22 protein-coding genes and 1 tRNA gene are annotated in these 25299 nt (G+C 54.5%); 17 read left to right on the top strand and 6 right to left on the bottom strand.

Annotation, left to right across the window (positions count from 1 at the left end):
• Position 1: 1 nt before the first annotated feature.
• Positions 2–700, bottom strand: coding sequence for an RluA family pseudouridine synthase (locus AC6I8B_RS12480; protein ID WP_033758322.1), 699 nt, complete (start codon positions 698–700; stop codon positions 2–4).
• Between AC6I8B_RS12480 and AC6I8B_RS12475 the strand changes: the two genes are divergently transcribed.
• Entirely contained in the window at positions 690–992 is a 303-nt protein-coding gene (locus AC6I8B_RS12475) for a hypothetical protein (RefSeq protein WP_154210388.1), read from the top strand. The two genes, AC6I8B_RS12480 and AC6I8B_RS12475, sit on opposite strands and share 11 nt — an antisense overlap.
• Positions 993–1108: 116 nt before the next feature.
• Complete coding sequence (locus AC6I8B_RS12470) at positions 1109–1369, top strand: hypothetical protein (protein WP_497817449.1); 261 nt, start codon at positions 1109–1111, stop codon at positions 1367–1369.
• Between the two features lie 431 nt (positions 1370–1800).
• On the opposite strand, the gene AC6I8B_RS12465 is transcribed toward AC6I8B_RS12470, so the two are convergent.
• Positions 1801–3723 carry a methyl-accepting chemotaxis protein gene (locus AC6I8B_RS12465; protein WP_033767721.1) on the bottom strand — a complete coding sequence of 641 codons (1923 nt, stop codon included), beginning with the start codon at positions 3721–3723 and terminating at the stop codon, positions 1801–1803.
• A 713-nt stretch (positions 3724–4436) separates the two neighbouring features.
• On the opposite strand from AC6I8B_RS12465, the gene AC6I8B_RS12460 reads away from it, so the two are divergent.
• From AC6I8B_RS12460 to AC6I8B_RS12445, 4 genes are read left to right on the top strand one after another with little or no spacing between them, the layout of a single operon-like run.
• Entirely contained in the window at positions 4437–5315 is an 879-nt protein-coding gene (locus AC6I8B_RS12460; protein WP_010247954.1) for an ABC transporter substrate-binding protein, read from the top strand.
• A complete protein-coding gene (locus AC6I8B_RS12455) occupies positions 5312–6235 on the top strand; it encodes an amino acid ABC transporter permease (RefSeq protein WP_010247951.1) in 924 nt (307 codons plus the stop codon). Before AC6I8B_RS12460 ends, AC6I8B_RS12455 begins: the two co-directional genes overlap by 4 nt.
• Entirely contained in the window at positions 6228–6989 is a 762-nt protein-coding gene (locus AC6I8B_RS12450) for an amino acid ABC transporter ATP-binding protein (protein WP_157352526.1), read from the top strand. Before AC6I8B_RS12455 ends, AC6I8B_RS12450 begins: the two co-directional genes overlap by 8 nt.
• A gap of 33 nt (positions 6990–7022) precedes the next feature.
• Positions 7023–9308 carry a molybdopterin-dependent oxidoreductase gene (locus AC6I8B_RS12445; RefSeq protein WP_157352522.1) on the top strand — a complete coding sequence of 762 codons (2286 nt, stop codon included), beginning with the start codon at positions 7023–7025 and terminating at the stop codon, positions 9306–9308.
• A 5-nt stretch (positions 9309–9313) separates the two neighbouring features.
• Here the strand turns inward: AC6I8B_RS12445 and AC6I8B_RS12440 are convergent, their stop codons facing one another.
• Together AC6I8B_RS12440 and AC6I8B_RS12435 are read right to left on the bottom strand one after the other, a co-directional pair.
• Positions 9314–10624 carry an MmgE/PrpD family protein gene (locus AC6I8B_RS12440; RefSeq protein WP_157352520.1) on the bottom strand — a complete coding sequence of 437 codons (1311 nt, stop codon included), beginning with the start codon at positions 10622–10624 and terminating at the stop codon, positions 9314–9316.
• A gap of 79 nt (positions 10625–10703) precedes the next feature.
• Complete coding sequence (locus AC6I8B_RS12435) at positions 10704–11249, bottom strand: GNAT family N-acetyltransferase (protein ID WP_022624974.1); 546 nt, start codon at positions 11247–11249, stop codon at positions 10704–10706.
• Between the two features lie 252 nt (positions 11250–11501).
• On the opposite strand from AC6I8B_RS12435, the gene AC6I8B_RS12430 reads away from it, so the two are divergent.
• The 4 genes from AC6I8B_RS12430 (at position 11502) to AC6I8B_RS12415 (ending at position 14900) form a co-directional block, all read left to right on the top strand.
• The gene (locus AC6I8B_RS12430) at positions 11502–12572 is read left to right on the top strand and encodes an iron-containing alcohol dehydrogenase family protein (RefSeq protein WP_192033246.1); all 1071 of its coding nucleotides are present in this window, start codon (positions 11502–11504) and stop codon (positions 12570–12572) included.
• Positions 12573–12619: 47 nt separating this feature from the next.
• Positions 12620–13933: an LLM class flavin-dependent oxidoreductase gene (locus AC6I8B_RS12425; RefSeq protein WP_497817448.1), complete on the top strand. Its 1314-nt coding sequence runs from the start codon at positions 12620–12622 to the stop codon at positions 13931–13933.
• Positions 13934–14118: 185 nt separating this feature from the next.
• Entirely contained in the window at positions 14119–14400 is a 282-nt protein-coding gene (locus tag AC6I8B_RS12420; RefSeq protein ID WP_010247933.1) for a hypothetical protein, read from the top strand.
• A gap of 98 nt (positions 14401–14498) precedes the next feature.
• Complete coding sequence (locus AC6I8B_RS12415; protein WP_010247930.1) at positions 14499–14900, top strand: cell envelope integrity TolA C-terminal domain-containing protein; 402 nt, start codon at positions 14499–14501, stop codon at positions 14898–14900.
• A 76-nt stretch (positions 14901–14976) separates the two neighbouring features.
• On the opposite strand, the gene fhuE is transcribed toward AC6I8B_RS12415, so the two are convergent.
• Positions 14977–17139 carry a ferric-rhodotorulic acid/ferric-coprogen receptor FhuE gene (gene fhuE / locus AC6I8B_RS12410; protein WP_157352516.1) on the bottom strand — a complete coding sequence of 721 codons (2163 nt, stop codon included), beginning with the start codon at positions 17137–17139 and terminating at the stop codon, positions 14977–14979.
• Positions 17140–17534: 395 nt separating this feature from the next.
• On the opposite strand from fhuE, the gene AC6I8B_RS12405 reads away from it, so the two are divergent.
• The 3 genes from AC6I8B_RS12405 (at position 17535) to proR (ending at position 19582) form a co-directional block, all read left to right on the top strand.
• Positions 17535–18623: a YncE family protein gene (locus tag AC6I8B_RS12405; RefSeq protein ID WP_029519393.1), complete on the top strand. Its 1089-nt coding sequence runs from the start codon at positions 17535–17537 to the stop codon at positions 18621–18623.
• Between the two features lie 298 nt (positions 18624–18921).
• Entirely contained in the window at positions 18922–19275 is a 354-nt protein-coding gene (locus AC6I8B_RS12400; RefSeq protein ID WP_010670918.1) for a type II toxin-antitoxin system RelE/ParE family toxin, read from the top strand.
• 4 nt (positions 19276–19279) lie between these two features.
• The gene (proR, locus tag AC6I8B_RS12395) at positions 19280–19582 is read left to right on the top strand and encodes a transcriptional regulator ProR (protein ID WP_010247918.1); all 303 of its coding nucleotides are present in this window, start codon (positions 19280–19282) and stop codon (positions 19580–19582) included.
• 90 nt (positions 19583–19672) lie between these two features.
• On the opposite strand, the gene AC6I8B_RS12390 is transcribed toward proR, so the two are convergent.
• Positions 19673–19748 (bottom strand) — tRNA-Asn (locus AC6I8B_RS12390).
• Between the two features lie 505 nt (positions 19749–20253).
• On the opposite strand from AC6I8B_RS12390, the gene AC6I8B_RS12385 reads away from it, so the two are divergent.
• The 4 genes from AC6I8B_RS12385 to nac all read left to right on the top strand — a co-directional run bounded on the left by AC6I8B_RS12385 (position 20254) and on the right by nac (position 25115).
• The gene (locus AC6I8B_RS12385; protein WP_010247907.1) at positions 20254–21177 is read left to right on the top strand and encodes a sugar ABC transporter substrate-binding protein; all 924 of its coding nucleotides are present in this window, start codon (positions 20254–20256) and stop codon (positions 21175–21177) included.
• A gap of 32 nt (positions 21178–21209) precedes the next feature.
• A complete protein-coding gene (locus tag AC6I8B_RS12380; protein WP_033758305.1) occupies positions 21210–22694 on the top strand; it encodes a sugar ABC transporter ATP-binding protein in 1485 nt (494 codons plus the stop codon).
• A 23-nt stretch (positions 22695–22717) separates the two neighbouring features.
• Positions 22718–23743: an ABC transporter permease gene (locus AC6I8B_RS12375; RefSeq protein WP_170933484.1), complete on the top strand. Its 1026-nt coding sequence runs from the start codon at positions 22718–22720 to the stop codon at positions 23741–23743.
• A 454-nt stretch (positions 23744–24197) separates the two neighbouring features.
• Complete coding sequence (gene nac, locus AC6I8B_RS12370; RefSeq protein ID WP_010247899.1) at positions 24198–25115, top strand: nitrogen assimilation transcriptional regulator NAC; 918 nt, start codon at positions 24198–24200, stop codon at positions 25113–25115.
• Positions 25116–25299 lie beyond the last annotated feature (184 nt).

Raw genomic sequence — 25299 nt, 5'->3', positions numbered from 1 at the left:
TTCAGAACGGGCTGTCGGCAGAGAGTTGCAGCGTGCTGCCGCTGACAGGATGAACAAACGTCAATCCGCTGGCGTGCAGCATCAGTCTCTCTGCCTGATCTGCGCCAGGCAGCAAAAGCCCGCCGTAGAGATCACAGCCCAGAATCGGGTGCCCCAGCTGCTGACAGTGAATGCGCAGCTGATGGGTGCGCCCGGTTTCCGGCATCAGTTCAACCCGCGTGACCGGCAATCCCTTTCCCTTTTTTTCCTGATAATAACCGCGTTCTATGACCCGGTAGCGTGAGCGCGCAGGTTTCCCCTGGATCGGGCAAATCACCATCCGGGGAAACTGCGCCGGATCTTTCGCTATCGCGGCATCAATGACGCCTTCGTCATCGGCAAGGTGCCCGCACAGCAGCGCCTGATAAGCTTTACGCACGCTGCGCTGGCTGAATTGCTGGCAGAGTGCCGCATTAATCGTTTTGCTGCGTGCGACGACCATCAGCCCGGAGGTGCCAAAATCGAGCCGATGAACCAGCGCGCAGCCAGGAAAAAGCTTCACCAGCCGATGATGCACCGAATCGAGGTTTTGCGGATTTTTGCCTGACAGGCTCAGCAAACCGCTGGGTTTATTGATCACCAGCAGATGGTCGTCCTGAAAGAGAAGGGTTATCTCATCAAAGCAGGGCGGGGCGATAAACGTATCGATAATGGCAGACATCGGGCAACCGGCAGGTAAATGGCAACGGATCATAACCGATTGGCCGGTCACTGACGATGCTGCGCGCAGCCATTATTCTTCGCTGATCGTTTCCCCGCTTTGCGTGAAGAGTGACTGGCCAGCCTGCTGCGTTTCAAATTTGCCATGGGCAGCAAAAACGGAGCAGACCGTCGCAGCCAGCAGCGTAAGGAGAATGGAAAGTTTCATGGTGACATCCCATCGTGAATTTAAAAGCAAGTCTGACAGGAAGGGCGGCAGAGACAAACAGAACAATCCGGAAAAAAAACATTAAGTACATTTGTTCAGCAAGTTGCGCGATTTTTAGTGATAAATTCGGGCAGTTCTCTCTTTTACGACTACAGTCTCTGGTGAGGTTGTCATCAATTCGTATCTAATGGAGGATTTTCTGTGTTATTTCAAAACGACGAGAAAGGCCACGTCATTATTGGCGAAGCGGCACTAAGCCTTGCCCTGGGTGAAAAAGAAATCAGTATCGCAACACTCTTTACCCAACTGGGTTATATGGCGAAATCTGAAAGCAACGCGGATCGGCTGACGAAAATCGCCGAAGCCAGAAGCTGGCTGAGTAGTTTTGAGTCATCGGCGATTGCTCAACAGCAGGTGCCGTACCTGCAGACGCTTGCAAGCCTGAACGAAGAGCTGAACTAGCAGTAACGGAACTGATGCCAATGGACGTAGTCCGGCTCCGGCCGGAAAACGACGAAGCGGATGACCTCATCGGTTGCGCGAAAGCGTAGACCGGCCGGAGAAGCTGTCAGGGACGACAACTCTCTCTCCATCGCTTTCTGTACAGACCGATCGCGATTCTTTTCTATCCTCATTTCAAAGCCAGCCGGGATATAAACCGGAATCATCAGGCACGAGCCAGCTTGTTTCAGCTGTCGTGGCCGAAATATGACCTTCCCTCAGTTTCCGGATGCTCGCCTGACCCTGTCATTCCCGCGTTAACCGCTACGGCTTATTATCTTCTGATTAATCAGATCACTTATTTGTCTGAAGAGGGCTGTTATTTCAGCCAGCCTCAATCAATTAAGGCTGGCTCTATTTACGGTCAGACAGAATTAACGCTTCGCTAACCGTTAAAAGCTTTCCCAGCTTGAGTCTGCTGATGCATTAACGGGCACTGCGGGCACTAAACGCGGCGACAGGGCAGGTGCGCCCCGGCTGACGCTGCTTTGTCCGGGAGAGAGACGGAATACGGCCACTGTTTTTTCCAGTTCATCAGCCTGAGATTCCAGTGAGCTGGCTGCGGCGGAGGACTCTTCAACCAGCGCGGCGTTCTGTTGCGTCGTGGTATCCATCTCGGCCATTGCCGTGGCGATCTGAGAAATGCCGCGGTTTTGCTCGTCAGAGGCGGCAGCAATTTCACCCATAATATCTTTAACCTGACTGACAGAGCGGACGATGTCATCCATGGTGGTACCGGCGCGTTCCACAAACTCAGAACCATCATGAACCCGATCAAGTGACTCGCGTATCAGCGTTTCAATCTCTTTGGCGGCCAGTGAACTGCGCTGGGCCAGATTTCTGACTTCACCGGCAACCACCGCAAATCCGCGACCCTGCTCTCCGGCTCGTGCCGCTTCGACGGCGGCGTTAAGGGCCAGAATATTGGTCTGGAAAGAGATGCTGTTGATGACGTGAATGATCTCGCCGATTTTGCCAGAACTCTGGCTGATGTTGTTCATGGTTTCGATAACGTCACGGATAATCTCGCCACCACGTCCGGCATTCACTGACGCGTCTGTCGCCAGCTGACTCGCATGGTGAGCGTTCTCCGCATTCTGTTTCACCGTTGAAGAGAGCTCTTCCATGCTGGCCGCGGTCTGAACCACTGCGGCAGACTGCTGTTCTGTGCGGGATGAAAGATCGGTATTACCTGCCGCGATTTCCGCCGAGGCACGCGCCACGCTGCTGACGCCATCACGCACGTTGGTGATGATATTCTGCAGGCTGATGTTCATTGCATCTACCGCCTGCATCAGCTGACCTAACTCATCACCACGTGTGGTTTTCAGTGAGGTTGTTAAATCACCGCTGGCAATACGTTGCGCTGCGTTCAGCGTCTCTTTCAATGGCAGCGTAATGTTGCGGGTGATCCGCCAGGCAATCAGCAGACTCAGCACCACACAAATCAGCGCGGCAAAAGCAATGCGCCACTCCGCCTGTTTGATAAATTCAGAGGATAGCTGGGACTGATAGGCAAAGGTATCGGAGACCACCGCATTGAGCCGCTCTGCGGTGGTGGTCAGGCCCGCCGATTCGCTCTTTTCTTTCTCTGTCGCATCGACATAGCGCGTTAAAGCCTGGCGTTGCTGCGTCAGAGTGCTGAGCACATTTCGCGTTACGTCATTAATATTCGGCTGGGCGAAAATATCCAGTTGCTCGCTCAGGGTGTTGATAGCGGTGTATTCTTCAAGAATCGCCTCTCTGCTGGCCTCAGACGGCTTATCGAGAAACGCTTTTTCAACATTGGCCGCATCAAACAGCGCTGCGGCCAGGTGCATGACCGGCAGCGCCGCATCGGGTGTCAGAGCCATATCGAGTGATTCAAACTGATGCGCAAGCGCAATCAGGGCACCCGGTTTAATGGCATCAAAGGCGCTGCTTGTCGCCTGCGCAGCCGTCACGAATGTCTGGCGCTGATTCTGATAATCGTTAAGTAACTGCCCCATCAGCGCGACTTTCTGCTGGCCCATCTCATCCCATTTGAATCCATCCAGCCGTTTATAAAGGGCATCTAACTCCTTCAGGGCCTGAACGTTCTGCGTGGCAAATTTGGGATCTTTGGTGTACTGGTAGAGGGTGCGGTTAAGGCGTGCCTTGCTTAACGTGTTTACCATCTCCACGGTAATCGTGCGCCGGGCGGAGTTGTCTTTAATACTGCGAAAACAATCGAAAGCGATAAAAGTAATGGCGAGGGAGGCAGCAATGACGACGATAAAACCGACGCCCAGTTTTTTCCCAATTTTAATATCGGAGATGCGTTGAGCAAGGCCCATAAGGTTCACCTTTAGTGAGATATCAGAAGCAGAGAAGAGGCTGTTAAATAATTCAAAGATAATCTTCTTATCGTCAGCGCCAGACTAATCTTTAATATTATTTATGCTTACTCAATGATCTGATTATTGAGGCTTTCATTATTCTCAAGGGAAACTATCTGCCTGCTAATCTTTGATTTACTTCGTGTAATGTATTGATAATTTTGATTAAAATTATGATTCCCGTGCCTGCTGCAGTCTTTACATTACCTGAATAAATAGTTATTGATTTTGATCAAATAAGTCCCGGATAAAAGAATCGGTCAGGCGCAGAGGGATGATTTTTCAATAAATACTTATCAATGAAATTATATTTTTATTAATCATCAGAGCCTGGCTGTGCCAATTAATTAACCGCAGTATGACGTTTTCTCGCCTCGCCAATCCTTACCAAACTGCTCATCTCTTCGGTCACAGGATGCCAGCGCCTGTTCAACAGCCTCGCAACGCGCGCCATTGCCATATTCCAGCAAAATATTCCCGGTTTTAGCATTTGTGATCGCCGCCGGTCTTCACTGAGAATGACAACAGAACGTTACGAGGATGATAAAAGCTCTGGAGCCCGCCGCTTATCTGGCTTTCTTTCAGCGCTGACAACAGGTCACGATCGCTTTTCCCTCTGGGGGAACATTTTAAATATCAGGAGAAAGGTTCCGGTGAAATTGATAAAAAGAATGACCCTTTTCACACTCGTGCTCAACGCATCCGTCAGCTTTGCGGCAGAACCCTCAGTGCCTGCTGACAGCAGCATACATGTTAAAGCCGATCCGGCGCTGAAAACGCTGATTCCTGCGGATATCCTCAAGCGTGGCTACATTGTGGCAGGAACAAACCCGAATACGCCGCCAACTACCTTTTATAAAGAAGATAATAAGACGCTGGCCGGTCGCGAAATCGACATCATGAATGCGGTGGGTGAACGTCTGGGTATCGCGGTAGAGTGGCGCGACACGGGCGGCTTCGACAACATCATTCCCGGTCTGAAAACCGGACGTTACGATGTGGCGCTGTCGAACATAAATGCCACACCGACCCGCCTGAAACAGATCGACTTTGTCGGCTACTACAACGCCAGCCTGCTGGGAATTATTTCCCGAAAAGACGCCAGTATCGCCCCGTTTAAATCACTCAGTGACGTCTGCGGCAAAGAGGTCGGCGCCGGTTCCGGTACCACCCAGGTTACGCGGCTGGAAGAAGCCAGTAAAGCCTGTGAGGCCGCAGGTAAGCAGCCCATCAAGGTAGCGATATTCCCGGATCGTCCGGCTGGCGTGCAGGCGGTGGTCAGCGGGCGCGTACCGCTGTTCCTGGGTCCCTATGAGGGGCTTCTGTGGCAGGTTAAGGTAATCAAACCGCTGACCATGAGCGGCGAAATCACCGTTAACGATGCACCGGTCTCTGTCGCTTTCCCAAAAGCCTCTCCGCTTGAACCTGCCGTGCAGGCCGCGCTGAACTCATTAATCAAAGATGGCAGCTACCGGAAAATCCTCGATAACTGGGGAATCGGATTTGGTGCTGTGACCGAAGCCCGACGCAACGAAGAGATTTTTAAATGAGTGAGATTCAGAACCACACTGACGATCTGAAAATCGTCAGTAAACGCTACTACGGACGCTGGCTGAGTGCGCTGGTGGTGCTGTTGTGCGTGGTGGCGATGGCACATTCGATGATTAACAATCCGCGCTTTGAGTGGGGGATCATCGCAGAAAACTTCACTGCGCCCTCCATTCTGCAGGGGGTGTTAATGACGCTGCAGCTCACCGCCATTTCAGTGGTGCTGGGCTTTGCCTTCGGCACGGTGCTGGCGCTGATGCGTCTCTCATCAAACCCGGTTCTGGTTGCGGTGAGCTGGGCCTACACCTGGTTTTTCCGTGGTGTGCCGATGCTGGTGCAGCTGTTTCTCTGGTACAACATCGCGGCGCTCTATCCCAGAATAGCGTTGTCGATTCCCGGTTTAGGTGAGATCTGGAGTGCACAATCCAACGCGCTGGTCAGCCCGTTTAGTGCGGCAGTGATCGCGCTGGTCATGCATCAGTCCGCCTATGCCGCAGAAATTGTGCGCGCGGGTATCCAGAGCGTGGGTAATGGGCAGATTGAAGCGGCACGAGCGCTTGGATATCGCCCGGCTCAGATTTTCCGTCATACCGTTTTACCGCAGGCGATGCGCGCCATTATGCCGCCAGCGGGTAACGAGATCATTGGCCAGTTGAAAACCACGGCAGTGGTGTCAGTGATTTCTCTGCAGGATGTGCTGTTTTCGGCGCAGATTATCTATCAGCGCACCTATGAAGTGATCCCGCTGCTGCTGGTCGCCACTCTGTGGTATCTGCTGATGACCTCAGTGCTGTCGGTGGGCCAGTATTACGTGGAGCGTTATTTTGGCCGCGGTGTCACGCGGCGTGAAAAGCGCAGCCTCTGGCCGTCGTTGCCGCGCTTTTCGCTGCCGAAAACGCAAAGGAGTGTGAGCAATGGCTGAAGCAATTGCACTGCGCAGGGTCACCAAGCGCTTCTCTGGCGTAACCATCCTCGACGACGTTAACCTGGATATACCTGCCGGGTCGGTCACGGTGATTCTGGGGCCATCCGGCTCCGGTAAATCCACGCTGCTGCGCTGCATTAATCACCTTGAGAAGCTGGATGGTGGCACCATCCGTATCGGCGGCCAGATGGTGGGATACCGACAAAAAGGCCAGGCGCTGCACGAACTCAACAGCAGTGCCATTGCACGCCAGCGGGCGGAAATCGGCATGGTGTTTCAGCAATTTAACCTGTTCCCGCACCGTACAGTGTTGCAGAACATCACGGATGCGCCGATGCGGGTGAAAAAGCAGAGTCGCCATCAGGCGACCAGCAAAGCACTGGTGCTGCTGAAACAGGTGGGGCTGTCTGGTCGCGAAGATGAGTGGCCGCAAAACCTTTCCGGTGGTCAGCAGCAGCGCGTTGCGATTGCCCGCGCACTGGCGATGGATCCTGGCGTTATGTTGTTTGATGAACCGACCTCGGCGCTTGACCCGGAACTGGTGGGTGAAGTGCTGCAGGTCATTAAACAGCTGGCGCATTCCGGTATCACCATGGTGGTTGTCACCCATGAAATCGGATTTGCCCGCGAGGTCGCCGATAACATCGTCTTTATGGAGAGCGGCAAAATTGTGGCGGCTGGCCCGACGCAGCAGGTACTCGACGATCCGGACAACGGACGCGTCAGAAACTTTATCGCAACGGTGCTCTGAGCACCGTTTCTTTTGTGATAACCAGGAAGCAGGATGACGCAAAAACCGGTAATGCACAGCGCCCACTGGGGCGCTTTTCACGCTGAGCGCAGCGGCGATCAACTGCTTATTGAGCCGTTCGGGGGCGATCCCGACCCCAGTCCGCTGTTGCAAAACTTCCGTCATTCACTTAATCACCCGGCACGCGTCGCACGGCCGATGATACGGCGTGGCTGGCTGGAAAACGGGCCTGGCCCGGATCGGCGTCGTGGGGCAGATGAATATGTCGCGGTTAGCTGGGAGGAAGCCAGTCATCGGGTTGCACTGGAGCTTAAGCGGGTCGGTGAGGCTTACGGCCCGGCGGGGATTTTTGGCGGATCTTACGGATGGTCAAGCGCAGGCCGTTTCCATCACGCCCAAAGTCAGGTGCACCGTTTCCTGAACACCACGCTGGGCGGCTATGTTCGCTCAGTTAACAGCTACAGCTCCGGCGCGGCATCGGTTTTGCTGCCGCATATTGTGGGCGACATGAATGAAGTCGCCCGGCGTGGCGTGAGCTGGGAAGAGATTGCCGGTCACAGCGAGGTGGTGCTGGCGTTTGGCGGGCTGGCGCTGAAAAATGCCCAGGTGGCCAGCGGCGGCCTGAGTGAGCATACCGAGCGCGGTTTTATGCAGCGTGCAGCACAGCGCGGCACCCGTTTTATCTCGGTAAGCCCACTGAAAAGCGATTTGCCAGAGGAAGCACAGGGTGAGTGGCTGGCGCTGCGACCCGGAACGGATGCGGCGTTTATACTCGGCCTGCTGGCGGTATTAATCACCGAAGGGTTAACCGATGAGGCATTTCTGGCGCGCTACTGTGTCGGCTGGCCTCAGATGGTGGCCTACATCCGGGGTGAAGAGGATGGCGTGGTGCGTGACGCGCCGTGGGCGGCCGCGATCTGTGGCGTCAGCAGCGACCTGATCAGGCAGTTCGCCCGACAGCTGCACGGCAAGCGCGTACTGGTTACGGTCGCCCATGCCTTACAACGCGCCGAGCATGGCGAACAACCGGTGTGGCTTGGCCTGGTGCTGGCGGCGGCACTCGGACAGCCCGGGCTGCCCGGCGGCGGCTATACCTATGCACTGGGTGCGCTGGGCCATTATGGCAAACATCACAATCTGGTCAGCTTTCCGTCCCTGCCGCAGGGCAAAAATGGCATCGACCGCTTTATTCCGGTAGCCCGTATTGCCGATATGCTGCTCAATCCTGGCACCAGGTTTGACTACAATGGCCGTCAGCTTACTTATCCTCATATCCGGCTGGCTTACTGGGCGGGCGGCAATCCGTTTCACCACCATCAGGATCTGGCCCGGCTGCGTCAGGCGTTTTGCCAGCTGGATACGTTCATCGTGCATGAGAGCGTCTGGACCGCCAGTGCGCGTCATGCTGATATCGTCCTGCCCGCCACCATGACCCTGGAGCGTGAGGATATCGGCGGTGCGCCGACCGATCGCCATTTAATCGCCATGCAACCAGTGGCACAGCCTTACGCCGAAGCCAGGGACGATTACACGATTTTCCGTGAGCTGGCCCGGCAACTTGGCCGGGAAGAAGCGTTTAGCGAAGGGCGCGATGCGCGAGGCTGGTTGCAGCATCTTTACCATCAGCTACAGGAAAAACTGGCGGCGCATCAGGTGCAGACACCGGATTTCAATCAGTTCTGGCAGCAGGGCATCCTGGCGTTGCCGCAGGTGAAGGATGGTGGACGGATGATCAATGCGTTTCGCGCTGACCCTGACGCCGCACCGCTGCCCACAGCAGGCGGCAAAATTGAGATCTTCTCCGCCACTATCGCCAGCTTTGGTTATGACAACTGTCCCGGCCATCCGGTATGGCGTGAACCCCAGCAAAAACCCAGCGCCGACTACCCATTCTGGCTGATTGCCAATCAGCCCGCGACGCGCCTGCACAGTCAGCTCGATTTTGGTGATTTCAGTCAGAGTGGCAAACGTGGAGGGCGTGAAGTCTGTAGCCTCAACAGCGAGGATGCGGCAGCCCGGGCTATCGCGGATGGCGACATCATTGAGCTTTATAACGATCGGGGCCATGTGCTCGCCAGCGCACGTCTCACCGACACGGTTATGCCTGGCGTGGTACAGCTGCCAACCGGTGCCTGGTACGATCCGGTCGACGCCACTGCCGCCCGTCCGCTTTGTCGTCACGGTAATCCCAATGTGCTGACGCTGGATATCGGGACGTCATCTCTGGCACAGGGATGTAGCGGGCAGATTACGGTGGTGCAGGTGCGTAAATTTGCCGGGGAAGTCACGCCGGTGCAGGCCTTTATTCCCCCGTTATGAGTCGGTTACAGGGCGCTCAGCACTGCGCGGCCCAGCGCCTGCAAATCTGCCGTTGAACGCAGCTCACTGGCTGCCAGCAGATCGGGCGACGACGCCTTCAGCGCCAGCTGCAGTTTCCTGTTTACATCCACACTCTCTGCCAGTGACTGCTGGCGCGTGCGGCGCTGATGCAGCTTTGTGCTATCACTCAGCGTCAGCGTGACGTCATGGAAGCGCAGGGCAGGATTAATCGCATCGGGCGGCGCGCTGTTATCGGGAGTACGACGGACGCGGGCGGCCAGTGGCATAATCTGATGATTGAGATCGCCTTCGGCGAAATCCTGCAAACGCAGATCGCCGTAGATCAGCATCGCAGCAATCACATATTCCAGGCTGAAACGCGCTTCAATGCCGTGCGTCGGAACGGATATGGAAGCGGCGATGTCACCGCCTGGCGGGAAGGCGACGGTGATATCGACAATCTGGCTCAGCAGCGCATCAAGAGGTTTGCCGGCTGCCAGCCACTGCTGGCGCAGCATTTGTGCCGCTTCCGCTGCGCTGTGGGTACCCGCGCAGGTTGGGAAAGGTTTGAACTCCAGTCCGGGCGCGCTAATCCGCCAGGGGCGGCCCCAGTTTTCCAGCAATTTCTCCGGCTGCGCCTGACCCGAACTGCTGGCTGCCAGAAAAGCCTCAATCACACCCGCCTGACGGCCATCTATTCCGGCCAGTGTCAGCAGAGCCGCTGACACCGCACGTTCTGCGGCAAAACCAGCGTGCAGTGGTTTCACCGCCGAACCAAACTGCGCGCGTAGCCCGCTGGCCTGGGTGGCAGCGATCCCCAGCAGGGTCGCGGTTGCATCACTCTCCAGCGCCAGCAAACGCGCCAGTGCCGCCGCCGCTGCCAGGGTGCCCAGCGTTGCCGTGTTGTGATAGCCCAGCGCGTAATGTTGCTGGCTGACAGCCAGTCCCAGGCGACCTGCCATTTCCACACCCGTGACGTAAGCATCCAGAAAACGGTTCAGGCGCTTTGGCTGATATTGCTGCCAGGCGAGCAGGGCGGGCAGGATCACTACGCTGGGGTGACCGCGAAAATCGGCATGAAAATCATCGTAGTCCAGCGCATGTCCGGCATAGCCCAGCAGCAGCGCCTGCGAGCGCACGCTGCCGTCGCGGTAGATTGTGCGCAGTGCCGGTAAGCCGCTATCTGGCACCTTGCCCTGTAACACCGGCCAGCTCACCGCCAGGAAGTCCCGCACACCTTCACGCGCGTGCTGGTGCGCTGACTCATCCGGCTGACCATAAAGGATATGTTCAGCCAGCATTACGCTCAGGTTCATTGCGGTCGCTCCGGAAAACGGTGTAGTTCGTGGCGAAACGCGATCGGCTGTTCGCCCAGTGATGCGGGATTATCGCTGCTCATAGCGGGTTTCCTTCTGCTGCTGTCTGGCGGCTCAGCCAGGCATCATGTGCCGCCGGGTCTAGTACTTTTTTCATATAGAGGGTGATGTGACCTTTACCGAGATCGCGGGTATGCATCGGCTGGAAGCCACGTTTCAGATACATCTCTTTCAGCCAGGGGTGATGGGTGGCGGTGCCCAGCGAGACCGCAGGGGCATGCAACTGATCGATCAGGATTTCCTGCTCTAACCGATCCTGAACCTGGCGACCAAAATGGTGGCCGGGATAGTCGGGATGCGCGCCAAACCAGCCGATATGCGGCAGCCCAAACGGGCCGGGCAGCGGCCCCCAGGGATAGCGAACGGTCACTGATGAAACCATCTGGTTACGCATGTAGAGCGCATACACACCATGATTCTGCAGGTGGCGTAATGCTGTAGCGCGGTCAGCCGTGGCGGCATCAAATTTAATGCCCAGTGCTTTAACGGGTGCATAGGCGGCATGCATCAGTGCCAGATAAACATCTACCTCATCTTCTCTGACCTGACGAAAATCGAGTTGCATAATATTTCCCGGAAAACTGCCAGGCAGGCAGTTAATTCATTCAGCCAGAATGAGAGATTAACAGTAAAAGCCGGGTCGCTATGTGTGAAAAATAACTAACCTAATGCGGATTTGTGAATATGAAATGGCCGGTTTTTGATTGCTTAAATTGTTATTTGTCGTAGTATTCAGAAAAGAAATTAAATTCCATGAAGCGCTATTAACTCACTGTAATAAAAGTCTTTTTATATTTTATATAATCAGGATGCTGCTGTGTTAGCCATTACATCTCCGCGAGCCTATGCGCATGAGGCGGGCCTGCGCATCCGCGCCGGTCAGTTTATTAAACCCTATGCCACCCATATTCGTATTTTTACCTCTCCTCAGGCGTGGCAGGCGGTTAATCCGGAATTAAGCCAGAGTCTTGAAGAGAATGGCATCCGCTGGCAGCTCGACTATTTAGAGGGCGAATGTACCGATCAGGCCATCGCCAGCTTAAAACACCATACCGAACAGCAGGGCGCAGAACTGCTGCTGGCGATTGGGGGCGGACGCGTGCTGGATGCGGCTAAAGCCGCTGCCAGCCAGTTGCCGGCGGTCACACTGGTTAACTTTGCGACCCAGGCGGCAACCTGCGCGGCCTGGTCACCGATTGCCATCATCTATAACGAGCAAGGCGGCCATCTGCACAGCCAGCCGCTGGGGAAAATGCCGGAGCTGGTGCTGGTGGACAGTGAAGTGATCGCCCGGAGCGATGTGCGCTACCTGAAAGCGGGTATTGTGGATGCGCTGGCCAAATATTATGAATTCCGGCCTTATCAGCAGCACAACCCTGATGATCTGGCTTTGGATCTTAAGGTGATGACCGCGCGGCAGGCGCTGGACACTTTTCGGCAGCAGGGAGACGCCGCGATCCTGGCCTGCCAGCAGCAGCGGGTCACGCCTGAACTGGTCAGAGTCATTGATGCCACTATCGTGCTCGCCGGGCTGGCGAATAGTGTGCGCGACCTGCTGCCGACGCCGGGCTTTGCGCACGCCATTCACAATCGACTGACGCACCTGCCGGAGCTGCATCACTGGCTGCACGGTGAGAAAGTCGGCTTCAGCCTGCTGATGCAGTCGCTGATGGAACATGACGGTGTCGCGGATGCAGAACTCCTTGCGCTGCTGCGTCACTACGATATGCCGCTGAAGCTGCCGGTGTTACGCGGCGATCGCCATAGCGCGCTGCGCAACATCGCGCAGCAGGTTAAATTCCCCCAGGCCTGCGCAGAACGGCTGCCGTTTAGCGTCTCCGCCCGCGCGCTGGAGCAGGCGCTGCTGGCGACGGACACCCTTTTTTAAGCGCGCGCTGCGGCGCGCCTTTACACCTTACAGACCAGGAATCGTTCATGAATCATTTCACTCCATCACGTCGCCTGCGGCTCGGCCTGTTTGTTCAACCGGTGGGTCAGCACGTGAGCGGCTGGCGTCTGACGGAACAGCTGGGCGATCCCACTGATATCGACTGGCTGATCACGCTGGCTAAAAAAGCCGAAGCGGGTAAGTTCGACCTGTTTTTTGTGGGTGATGCACTGGCAACCAGCATGTATCGTCTGCCGTCGACCATGGCACGCCTTGAACCGCTGACGATGCTGGCGGCGCTGGCGGTCAACACCAGACGTATTGGCCTGGCCGCAACCGCCTCTACCACCTTCAGCGATCCCTTTACGCTGGCGCGCAGTTTCTCGTCACTGGATCACATCAGCCGTGGCCGGGCCGCGTGGAACGTCGTGACCTCGTTTTCCACTGACGTTGCACGTAACTTCAGCCGCAGCGATATGCCCGACCACGCTTCCCGCTATGCCCGTGCGCGGGAGTTCCTTGAGGTGGCAGACAAATTGTGGCGGGGCTGGGAAGCGGGGGCAGTGCAGCCTGATAAAGCGACCGGGGACTATTTTGTTGATGAGAAGATCAAACCGATCAACCATCAGGGCGAGCATTTTCAGGTACAAGGCCCCCTGAACATCACGCGTTCGCCACAGGGACGTCCGGTGATTATAGAAGCAGGTTCTTCTGCTGATGGTCAGAAACTGGCGGCTGAGACAGCGGAAGTGATCTTTACCGCCTCCGCCAGTCTGGAGGAAGCGCAAGCGTTCTATCGCACTCAAAAGGAGCAGGTCATTGCCGCCGGGCGTAACCCGGATCATGTCGTGATCATGCCCGGTGTCATGCCGATTATTGGCCGCACGCGTGAGGAGGCGAAGGCGCTGTGGAAAAAGCTGAATACGCTGGTGGATATCGAGAACGGGCTTCGTCAGCTCTCACTGCGGTTCAGTATGGATCTCAGCCAATATCCACTGGATGGCCCGGTACCGGAGGTTCCGCTGGGCGAAGGTAATCAGAGCCGCATTAAGCTGATGACCGATATGGCAAAGCGCGAGAATCTGACGCTGCGTGAGCTGGCCGCCGTCGCCGCCGGTTCACGCGGACACCGCGTGATTGTCGGTACCGCTGAAGATATCGCCGACGACTTCCAGCAGTGGCTGGAGCAGGGCGGCGCGGACGGCTTTAACATCATGCCAGCCATTATGCCGGAACAGCTGGATCTGTTTGTGGAGCTGGTGATCCCGGAACTGCGCCGTCGCGGACTGTTTCGCGATGAGTATGAGTTTGCCACGCTGCGGGAGAATCTGGGGCTTAAAGTGATAACCGAAGAGAGTTAACAGCCACGGTCATCACGGGAAATATTACCGCAATACTGCATGCAGTTTGCTGGAAAAGGAGATGCGGTTAACTCAGCAGGGAGGCTGGAGCCTGTATTGTGCCGCACTATTTTCCAAAAGCGTTCTGCAAACCCATTCATACCCGATATAGTGCAAATCTATCCTCTGGGATGTGAGATCGCTGAATGTCAGAATACAGGTTCTATACCAAAGGCAAATACACTGTTGCACTTGAAAGATCGGACGTAACACGAGCTTTCGATCTGACAGAGCAGGGTTATAAAAAACAGTTCGAGGAAGTTCGTGCCTCAGATGAAAAACAGGCACTCGCACGCTTCGCGGATATCCGCAGGGACAAACGCATCGACCAGCACAACTTTCTGGCGGGCGCGGCCACGATGCCCCTGATTGGCGTATTAACAGCGATTGCTTTCTCTCTCTTCTGGCGAAAAAAAACGGGAAAATAACCCTGTGTTGATTCACTTTGCAGGGGTTTAGCTTAGCCTGATATCAGAATAACCAGGGAGCAGGACGCCGTTCCCTTTTCACCTAAAAGGACTTATCCATGAAAAAGATCATTCCCATTTTCTGCTGTGCCCTGTTAGCCGGTTGTGCGCCTCTCACTCCACACGAATGCATTAAAAAAAGCGCACTCGAAACCTGCAGCTATAACCGTTCAGGAAAAGTCGGGGACAACGATATCTATGGTCAGCAGGCATCTGGCATAAAAAAAGCGCTGGATGCTGCACTATCAGAGCCGCACGCCTGGAAGGGGAAACGCTGTAATGCCCATCTGGATTTCAAAATTGATGGCACCCTGGATAATTTTATTATCAAAGGGGGCGATAAAGATTATTGCAACGCGCTCAAAGTGGCGGCAAAACGCGCCAGATTTCCGGCTTTCACCGACCAGCATGTTTTCGATGTGATGGGATCAGCGCGCTGGAATATGGAAGGACAGCCCTGACACGCATCCTGCCCGTTAAATCAGCCCTCAGACAGCCCGCAATCGCGGGCTGTCTGGCCTCCCAGCACCACCATTATCAGAACTGATAAGACACGCTGACATTCAGGTTACGTGGCTCACCGTAAACGTAGCTGTTCATATAGCTGTAATATTCACGGTCGAAGAGATTATCGACGTTGGCCTGTACGGCAACCTGCTTATTCACCTGATAGCGGGCAAACAACGAGGCCAGCGGGTAGCTGCCCTGATATACCCGTACGCTGTCGCCGCTGGCATTGGTCACATCTTTAAACACCCGGTTCTGCCAGTTAATTCCGCCACCAACGGTGAGCTCGGGGATTGCGTCCAGCTGATAACGGGTGAAAAGCTTGAATGAGGTTTGCGGCTGATAGCTGTTGAACCGGCCACTTTTATCGCGTGCCACATAGCGGGTTGCGCCAAAGGTCAGCTGCAGATTATCGGTCAGCGCGCCATTCAGCTCGAACTCGGCACCTTTACTCACTGCACCTTTGGCGGCGTCATAGGCCTGCTCATTGCCGCTCAGATAAACGCCATCAATTGCCTGTCCAACGTTATCCTGCTCGATGCGGAAAATTGCTACGCTGGCGGTCAGCAGGCCATCGTTCCAGGCGGATTTCAGACCGGTCTCGTAACTTTTACCGGTCACTGGTGAGAGGTAACTGCCGTGAGTATCGCGATAAGTCTGCGGCAGGAAAATGGCGGTGTAGCTGCCATAGGCGGACCAGGTGTCATTAATGTCATACACCAGCCCTGCATAAGGCGTGGTGTTATTTTTAGTCATCTCTCCGCTGCTGCCATGGGTGCTCCACTGGGTATAGCGAGCGCCAATAATCAGCGACAGCGGATCGGCCAGCGACAGCCGTGCAGCGCTATAGACCGATTTCTGACGAACAGTGTCATCATCGTTGAGATACCAGCCCTGCCATTCAGGCTCCGCAACGTTACCGCTCCAGCTATTATTGAAAATCCCCATATCGGCGGCAGTGATTTCACCCGCCTCCGCATCGCTGAATCCATCCTGACTGTAGGCGGCATTATGCTGGCGGCTGTAGCTTGCCCCGGCCATCAACAGGTGATGACGACCCAGTAGTTCAAACGGGCCGCTGGCAAAGCCATCGATTGAATCCATTTTACGCTTGCCGCGATCCATACTGCCATAACCGGTAGTGCCTTCACCGCTCTCCTGATCGGGATTGCCCATCACATAGAGCAGCTTATCGCTGAAGGTATTCTCGGCGTGCGTGCCATTAATATGAATATTCCAGCCGTTATCGAAGTTATGGTCGATATCCGCAAAGACTTTGCGCGAATTAGTGTTGTAACGCGCCCAGTTAGCTGATGAATTCAGGCTGCGGTCGTAATGTGTCGTGGCGTTATTACTGTAAAACATCGGCAGGCCACCCCAGGTTGGATTGCCGGTGTTGTCATCTTCATAGTCGTAGCCCAGTGACAGCGTCGTCTTGTCGGTAAGGTCTGCATCAATCACGCCGTAGATGAATTTTTTGGTTTTTTGATAGCGATCCAGCCAGCTCTCCTGATCGGTATAACCGGTCACCACGCGGCCGCGCAGGCTGCCATCGCTGTTAAGCGGGGCAGAAAGATCCGCCACGTAGCGCTGCTTGTTCCAACTGCCATAACTGGCACTCAGCGTGCCGGTCGCGGTTTTGCTGTCAGCATGTTTACGTACCATATTGATCGAGGCCGAAGGGCTGCCCGCTCCGGTCATCAGGCCGGTCGCACCGCGCACGATTTCAATACGGTCATAGATTGCCGTGTCGGACGCCGCATCGCCGTAATTCCATGTATCGTTAACCGAGGTCGGAATGCCATCGAAAGTGAAGTTGCTGACTTTGAAGCCGCGTGAATAGTACTCGGAGCGTTCACTGTCGATAAGATTGGTGGAGATACCGGTGGCGTTGGTCAGCACATCATTAACCGATTGCAGATCCTGATCCTGCATTCGCTGCTGCGTCACCACGCTGAGTGACTGAGGCACATCTCGCGGTGTCAGCATTAATTTGGTGCCCGCGCGGGTGGTCTGCACCGCGTAATTCTGCTTACCGCTGTCACTGGTTTCGTCAGTCGTGGCGCTGACCACCATATCCTGCGATATCTCCGCCGCCGCCAGGGCGGGGTGGAAGAGGGCGTGTATCGCCAGTGTCAGTAATGAGACGCTAAAGCTGTTTCTGAAACCTGATTCCCTGCCACTACGAGCCATAAAATTTTCCATTAAAAATTGGTATTGAGTTAAACCGTTGTGTCTTTGGTTGTTATTTTTTATCCACTCATCTTCTGGAGAAAGACGCTCAGCCAGTCATGAGAACGCCAATGATAATCATTTGCTTTATATATTCTTCAAAGGATTCAATCGAAAGTGTAACCTTATGTTAATTATTTATAATTCAATGTGATAGGAAAATTTAAAGCCTTTTAGTTGCTGGTGTTTATCAGATTTGAAAGCAGAAAAGGGGCATTCAGGTGGAATTTCACGGGGCAGTTAAGCGGTTTAATGCGGGTTAAATGACCGGACAGGCATGGATAGCAGCATCGTCATTTGATTACTGGCTGTTAATGCGTATGATTCTCATTCTTTATTCCCTGACGGAGTTCAGCATGAAATCGTTAAGCCCGCGCAAAGCCGCTGTTGCCATGGCAGTTGCCGCTGCCTTTAGCCTGACAGCGTGTCAGGCACCAGCTAAAAAAGCCGATGCGCCTGCCGCTGAAGCCCCAAAACCGGTTAATACCGCAGTGACACAACGCGCTCTGGGTGATGGTCTGTACGAAATGGCTTACTCCCCTGCGTCAAAAGCGTTGTTTGTCGCCAGCGCGCAGGCGTTTAAGGATGTGAACGGCGGCATGATCTATCGTCTCGATCCGGCCACGCTGACGACCAAAGGCGAAACGCATACCGACATGAAAAACTTCGGTACCGCTATCGATGAAAACGGTCAGGTGTTCTACACCACCAACTCACTGGATGGCGCGATCTCCAAAGTGGATGCCCAGAGTGGCAAAGTGCTGCAGCGTCTGGTGTTCCCGGGCAAGATCAGTAAAGAGGGCTATCCGGCGGGTGCGCGTGAAGTCCTGTGGCACGGCAACGAGCTCTATGTCGGTCGCGTAGCCGAACCGGGCTATATCTCCGTCGTAGATACCCGAACCTTTAAGCTGAAAACCGAGATTAAAAACGCCGGGAAATGGGTCACCGGTATCATCTATTCCCCGCTGACTGAGCGCATTTATGCGGCTAACGGCTCGGGTGAAATTCTGGTGATCAATCCACGCAGCCATAAAATCGAGAAGCGCTGGACCGCAGGCGATGGCAAAGAGTATCTGTTCCTGAACATGGCGGAAGATCCTGCTACCGGTCGCCTGTTTGTTACTGACGACTCCAAAGGCAAAACCACGCTGATCTTTGATGAGCGCACCGGCAAAGTGATCAAGCGTATCGAAGGTGATGCGATGGGCATCAAGTTCAACGCTAAACGCAATGAGCTTTACATCAGCCAGCGCGAATCGAAGAAAGTGCTGCAACTGGATGCCACCACCTACGCGGTGAAAAACAGCTGGTCGTTTGACAAGAACCCAAACAGCCTGCTGATTGGCCCGGACAACAACACGCTCTATGTCACGCTTAAGGCGGAATTCAACAAAGATTCCTCCACCAAAGGCACTGACGAGATTGCCCGTATCGCGCTGCCGTAATCACGCGCTAAAAGCGTCACTCTGCATTGGCAGGGAAGCGATGCGAACAAAGTGAAAGCCCGCTCCGGGAAGCCTGAGCGGGCTTTCTTATTGAGAACAACGCCTCACATCATCTCACCCCATAACCAATCCGGTACAGCTCGCAAAACGATGAAGGTTGTGTGGATTCATCACTGACCCGACTGAACGCTTCTCTCACTTTGCACTAAAAGCACAGGCATCTGAAATCCCCCTGTATCACACTCGATTATCGCTTTACACCTATATAGTATTTGACCTATATTAATAAGGAGATCCCGTGTGGATGATTAAAACGACGGAGAGGTTTGATCGCTGGTTTACCTTGCTTAATGAGAGCGATCGCGCCTGCGTACTGGCAGCATTAATGGTGTTGCGCGAAAAGGGGCCGGGGTTGTCCAGGCCATACGCGGATACGCTAAAAGGCTCTGTTTATATCAACATGAAAGAGCTGCGTATTCAGAGTCGCGGCGATCCGATAAGGGCTTTCTTTGCTTTTGACCCAAACCGAACGGCGATTGTGCTTTGTGCCGGAAATAAGGTGGGCAATGAAAAGCGTTTTTATCAGGAGATGCTTCCGGTTGCCGATCGGGAATTTACACACTGGCTGAATAGTTTTAAAGATGAGGAGTAACCAGATGGGCAGAACGCTTGAACAGCTTATTGCGGATGAAAAACCGGAAGTCGTTGCCGATGCACAGGCGATGGCGACGGATATCCTGCTCAACATTCACCTTGCCGAGCTGCGCGAGAAAGTGCAGAAAACACAGGTCGAAATGGCAAAGGCGCTGGGCATTACACAGCCTACCGTGGCGGGTATGGAGAAGCCGGGCCGCGATCTGAAGCTCTCCACGCTCAAGCGCTATATCGATGCGGCAGGGGGTAAGCTGCGGCTGGTGGTGGAACTGCCGGACGGCTCGCACTACGGGTTTGAGGTGTAAGCCATTCAGGCGGGGATGTCATGCCGCCTTGACCGAAAACATAAAAGCAAAAAGCCCGCTCAGGTTTCCCTGAGCGGGCTTTTCTAATTCTGGCTCCTCTGACTGGACTCGAACCAGTGACATACGGATTAACAGTCCGCCGTTCTACCGACTGAACTACAGAGGAATCGCTTGAACGGGGCGAATATTAGCGGCGCAGATCCCGCTTGTCAAAGCCCTGTTTACCGAATTGCGTTCAGATGCTCGTAAAAGCAGCGGATTGGCGATTTTTACCCGATTCTGCTGGATTTTCAAACTGCCAACAGGATCTCACTTTGCGGGCATTTCTCCGCAGATGTTAGAGGCATGTCAAAGTTTTGTTGTTTGCCGATGTTAAAACAACCGTTTCAGTGCTTTTATGATAAAAATTTCAAAACGTGATTATATGGAATAAATAAACTGCTTATCATCACGGTCGTCATTATCGTCTGAAAGTGAAACGCTATTTTGAAGTTAACTGTTTGCAGATCAAGTGATTGTGAAAAGGAGTGGTCGATCACAAAAATAGTCAGAACCTGAAGTCTTACCTCAAATTTCCCGAAACAGACGCCAGACAGGCTGGGTGAATGTAAAAGATATTTTTCATTCGCGGTCACAGCCGCTGAGCAAGTTAACAAATAAGAAGGGTCCCTATGAACATTAAAAAAACGATTGTCGCCTCACTGTTAGCCTGCATGTTACCTGCCGCGGTTATGGCAAAAGATATCTCAGTTGGCGTCTCCATGGCGCTGTTTGATGACAACTTCCTCACCATTCTGCGTACCTCTATGCAGAAAGAGATGCAGAAAGATGGCGTTAAAGGGCAGGTTGAGGATGCAAAAGGCGACGTTTCACAGCAGCTGCAGCAGGTTCAGAACTTTATCGGTCAGGGTGTTGATGCGCTGATCGTCAACCCGGTCGATACCAATGCGGTGAAACCGATTATGGACCAGGCGAGCAAAGCGGGTATCCCGCTGATCTTTGTCAACCGCCGTCCACAGGCTGAGCTGACCGGCAAAATGGCCTATGTCGGGTCAGATTCTGAACTGGCCGGACGCTTACAGATGGAAGCGCTGGCTAAAGCGATGAACGGCAAAGGCAACGTTGCCATCCTGATGGGTGACCTGGCGAATGAAGCGACCCGTGACCGTACCAAAGGTGTGGAAGAGGTTGCGGCTAAATTCCCTGGCATCAAAATTGTTCAGAAACAGACCGCCAAATTTACCCGTAACGATGCGGTAGACGTAGTCAGTAACTGGATGACCGCCGGTGATGAGATCAATGCCATCGCTTCTAACAACGATGAAATGGCAATCGGTGCGCTGCAGGCACTGGGTAAAAACCCGGACAAAATCCTGATCGCTGGCGTCGATGGCACACCCGATGCGCTGCAGATGCTGAAGCAGGGCAAGATGGTCGCCACGGTATTCCAGGATGCGCAGGGCCAGGGTGAAGGTGCGGTGCAGACGGCAATCAAACTGGTGAATGGCGAGAAAGTCCAGAAAGTCATCAATATCCCCTACCAGCTGATTACCAAAGAAAACATGGAACAGTTTACCAAGCGTAACCTGAAATAGTCGTTCCCGACCCAGCTGTACGGAGGTGATGTATGAACGCTTTTGCGCTTGAAGCCGAAGGCATCAGCAAGTTCTTCCCCGGCGTTAAAGCCCTCGACAACGTCTCGTTGCGGGTGCGTCCGGGAACGGTACATGCCTTGATGGGCGAAAATGGCGCGGGCAAATCCACTTTAATGAAGTGTCTGATCGGGATGTATCGTCCCGATCAGGGCACCATCAAAATTAAAGGGGAGCCGGTGCAGTTTCAGGACACCATGGACGCGTTGCGTTCCGGCATTTCAATGATCCACCAGGAACTCAACCTGGTGCCTTACATGACCGTCGCCGAGAATATCTGGCTGGGTCGCGAGCCGATGAGATTTGGCTTTGTCGATCACGCCCGACTTAATCAGATGACGCAGGAACTGCTCAACCGCCTGAATATCCGCCTGAAAGCCGATCGGATGGTGGGCGAGCTGAGCATCGCGTCGCAGCAGATGGTTGAGATTGCCAAAGCAGTTTCATGGGATTCAGACATCGTGATCATGGATGAGCCCACCTCCGCGCTGACAGAAACCGAAGTAGCGCATCTGTTTACCATCATTCGTGACCTGCGGGAGCAGGGCAAAGCGATCATCTACATCAGCCATAAGATGGATGAAATTTTCACCATCACCGATGAAGTCAGTATCTTCCGTGACGGCAACTGGATCGCCAGCGATCAGACGTCGAAATATACCCGCCAGTCGCTGATTACCCAGATGGTGGGACGCGAACTGACCCAGCTGTTCCCGAAATTCAACAGCGCAATTGGTGAAGAGGTGCTGACGGTGCGCAATCTCACCTGCAAAGATCGTTTCACCGACGTCAGTTTCAGTGTGCGCCGGGGGGAGATCCTCGGCGTCGCCGGACTGGTGGGTGCGGGTCGCAGCGAGGTGATGGAGAGCCTGTTCGGCATGGAGAGCTTCGACAGCGGCGAGATCTTAATTGATGGCGTGCCGGTGACGATCGACTCACCCTCAACCGCGATTGAAAAGGGCATGGCGTTCCTCACCGAAGACCGTAAAAAGTCCGGCCTGTTTCTGGTGCTATCGGTGATGGAGAACATGAGCATCGTTAACATGCCGGAGTACAGCGGCAAAAGCGGGTTTGTCAGCCATGTGAAGATGGCGCAGGACTGCATGGATCAAATCCGTCGTCTCAACATTAAAACGCCAACCATGGATCAAATCATCAATAACCTCAGCGGCGGTAATCAGCAGAAAGTCCTGATTGCCCGCTGGCTGCTGGCGCAACCGAAGATTCTGATTCTGGACGAACCGACGCGCGGCATTGACGTCGGCGCGAAAGCGGAGATTTACCGCTTAATCAGTGAACTTGCCAACCGTGGCGTGGCTATCATCATGGTCTCCTCTGAACTGCCGGAAATTCTTGGCATGAGCGACCGGGTAATGGTCATGCACGGCGGGCGTATAACCGGCATCCTCGATAAAGAAGAAGCCGATCAGGAAACCATTCTGTCGTTGGCATCCGAGTGAGGCGCGAGACCACTATGAGCAATATGAAAGCTACTGCCACCCCGGCAGCCCCGCAGCAACCCTCTTTTTTTGCCAGCCTGCGTCATAAATTGCCGAAAGATACCGGCATTTTCGTGGTGATGGTGGGGATTGCGTTAATTTTTGAAATGTTCGGCTGGTACGTGCGTGACCAGTCTTTCCTGCTCAACACCAACCGTCTGATCCTGATTGTATTGCAGGTGGCGATTATCGGGATTATCGCCGTCGGCGTGACCCAGGTCATCATCACCACCGGTATCGATCTCTCCTCCGGGTCCGTTATCGCCCTGGCGGCGGTGGTGGCCGCGAGCCTGGCGCAGACCTCTGACAGCCTGTCGCCAATGTATCCGTCGCTGGTGAATATGCCTGCGGTGATCCCTATTGCGGCCGGTATCGGCGTAGGTTTGCTGGCGGGTGTGGTCAATGGTGTGCTGATCACCCGCACCGGTATTCCGCCCTTCATTGCTACGCTGGGCATGATGGTGTCGGCACGCGGTCTGGCGCAGTATTACACCCAGGGCAATCCGATCAGCTTCCTTTCCGATGGCTTCACCTCAATCGGACAGGGTGCCATGCCGGTAGTGATTTTCCTGGTGGTGGCGCTGCTGTTCCATATCGCCCTGAAGCATACCCGCTACGGTAAATATGTTTACGCCATCGGCGGCAACATGACCTCGGCGAAAGTCTCCGGTATCAACGTTAATAAGTATCTGATTATCGTCTACACCATTGCAGGCGCGCTCTCTGGCCTGGCGGGTGTAGTACTGGCGGCGCGCGTCAGCAGCGGTCAGTCGAGCATGGGGATGTCGTACGAGCTGGATGCGATTGCCGCAGCCGTTATCGGTGGCAGCAGCCTGATGGGTGGCGTAGGCCGTATCACCGGTACATTAATTGGCGCAGTGATCCTTGGCCTGATTAAAAGCGGATTCACCTTCGTTGGTGTCGATGCGTACATTCAGGACATCATCAAAGGGATGATTATTGTGGCTGCGGTCTCTATCGACATGCACCGTAACCGCAAAAAACGTTAATCAGCAGGCGTTGCCTTCTTCCGGATGCGGGAGAGGGCAACGGTTGCTTTTTATCACCCGGCATTCGCCAGCGATAAGAAATCCCGCTGATAGCGGTTACATTTTCTTCCTGTTTTTCACTCCTCTGTTCAGGCCCTGCAAGCCTTCAACAGGTGCAAGGCGTTTCCACTGCACTCAAACTGTACAGCCTGTCATCACTTTTCTGCACGTCTGACTCGCAGCGTCTGCACTGTCACAGTGCGCCTGACGGCTTTACTCTCTCTTCTCAGCCATTCCTGATCCTTATTAACCCATAAGAGGTAATCAGAAACGCTTGTTTTCCGGGCCGTTAGGAAAAATCTGGCTGCCTGATGGCCTGAATTTTTTAAACCTGGCCTGCATCTTGCAAAATCTCTGTTATCAGGGCGATGGGATCAGACCCATTTCGCTATTCGGGGTGAGTGACGGAGGCAAGATGAATTTAAGACGACTGAAGTACTTTGTGAAAATCGTCGATATCGGCAGTCTGACGCAGGCAGCAGAAGTGTTGCACATCGCCCAGCCTGCACTCAGTCAGCAGGTCGCGACGCTGGAAAATGAACTGGATCAGCAGTTGCTGATTCGTACCAAGCGCGGCGTTACGCCAACTGAGGCGGGTAAGATTCTCTATGGTCATGCGCGCACCATTCTGCGCCAGTGTGAGCAGGCCCAGACTGCGGTAATTAACGCCGGTCAGGTGCTGAGTGGACAGGTATCGATTGGGCTTGCCCCAGGCACGGCGGCTTCATCGCTGACCATGCCGCTGTTGCAGACCGTGCGCGATCAATTTCCGGAAGTGCTGGTTTACCTGCACGAAAATAGCGGCAGCGTGCTGAATGAGAAAGTGATGAACGGTCAGCTGGATATGGCGGTGCTGTACGATCGCGCGCCCACTGCCGGGATCACCAGCATGCCGCTGATGAAAGAGGATCTCTTTCTGGTAGGCGCCACCGATTACCCGGGAGCCAGCGTCGATCTGGCCGATGTGGCGCAGATGAGTCTGTTCTTACCGCGTGATTACAGCGCAGTACGCAAGCGGGTCGATGAGGCCTTTTCGCTGCGTCGTCTGAGTGCACGCATCATCGGTGAGATCGAATCGATTTCAACCCTGACCGCAGCCATTTCCAGCGGCATGGGCGTGACCGTATTACCTGAGTCCGCCGCCCGTTCGCTGGTGGGCTCCACCGATGCCTGGATGTCACGCATCAACAGCCCGTCATTGAGTCTGCCGCTGTCACTGAACGTCTCCGCCCGGTTGCCACTGTCACCTTCAGCGCAGGCAGTGAAGAACATTCTGCTGTCGCTGCTGAATAAGCCGCTGAGTGAGGAGCGGGAGTTGATGTTAGTGAGTTAAGAGGGCGCTTGCAGCGGGCTGGCAACCAGCCGGTTTCGCTTTGCAGTGAGTTTCGCTTTGCAGCGGGCTGCACTGAGCGGGTTTCGCCCGCCAGGCGTTCGGGAGTTTCAGGTCACTTAGCCGCGCGTTAGCACTGAGCGGTTTACGCCCGCCAGGCGATGGAGGCTGTGAGCCTTTAGCAGCG

The sequence above is a fragment of the Pantoea sp. X-Soil-ISGK-285 genome (genome assembly GCF_059730815.1).
The sequence above is the reverse complement of the archived record's forward strand: the minus strand, read 5'-3'. Positions and strand labels throughout refer to the sequence as shown.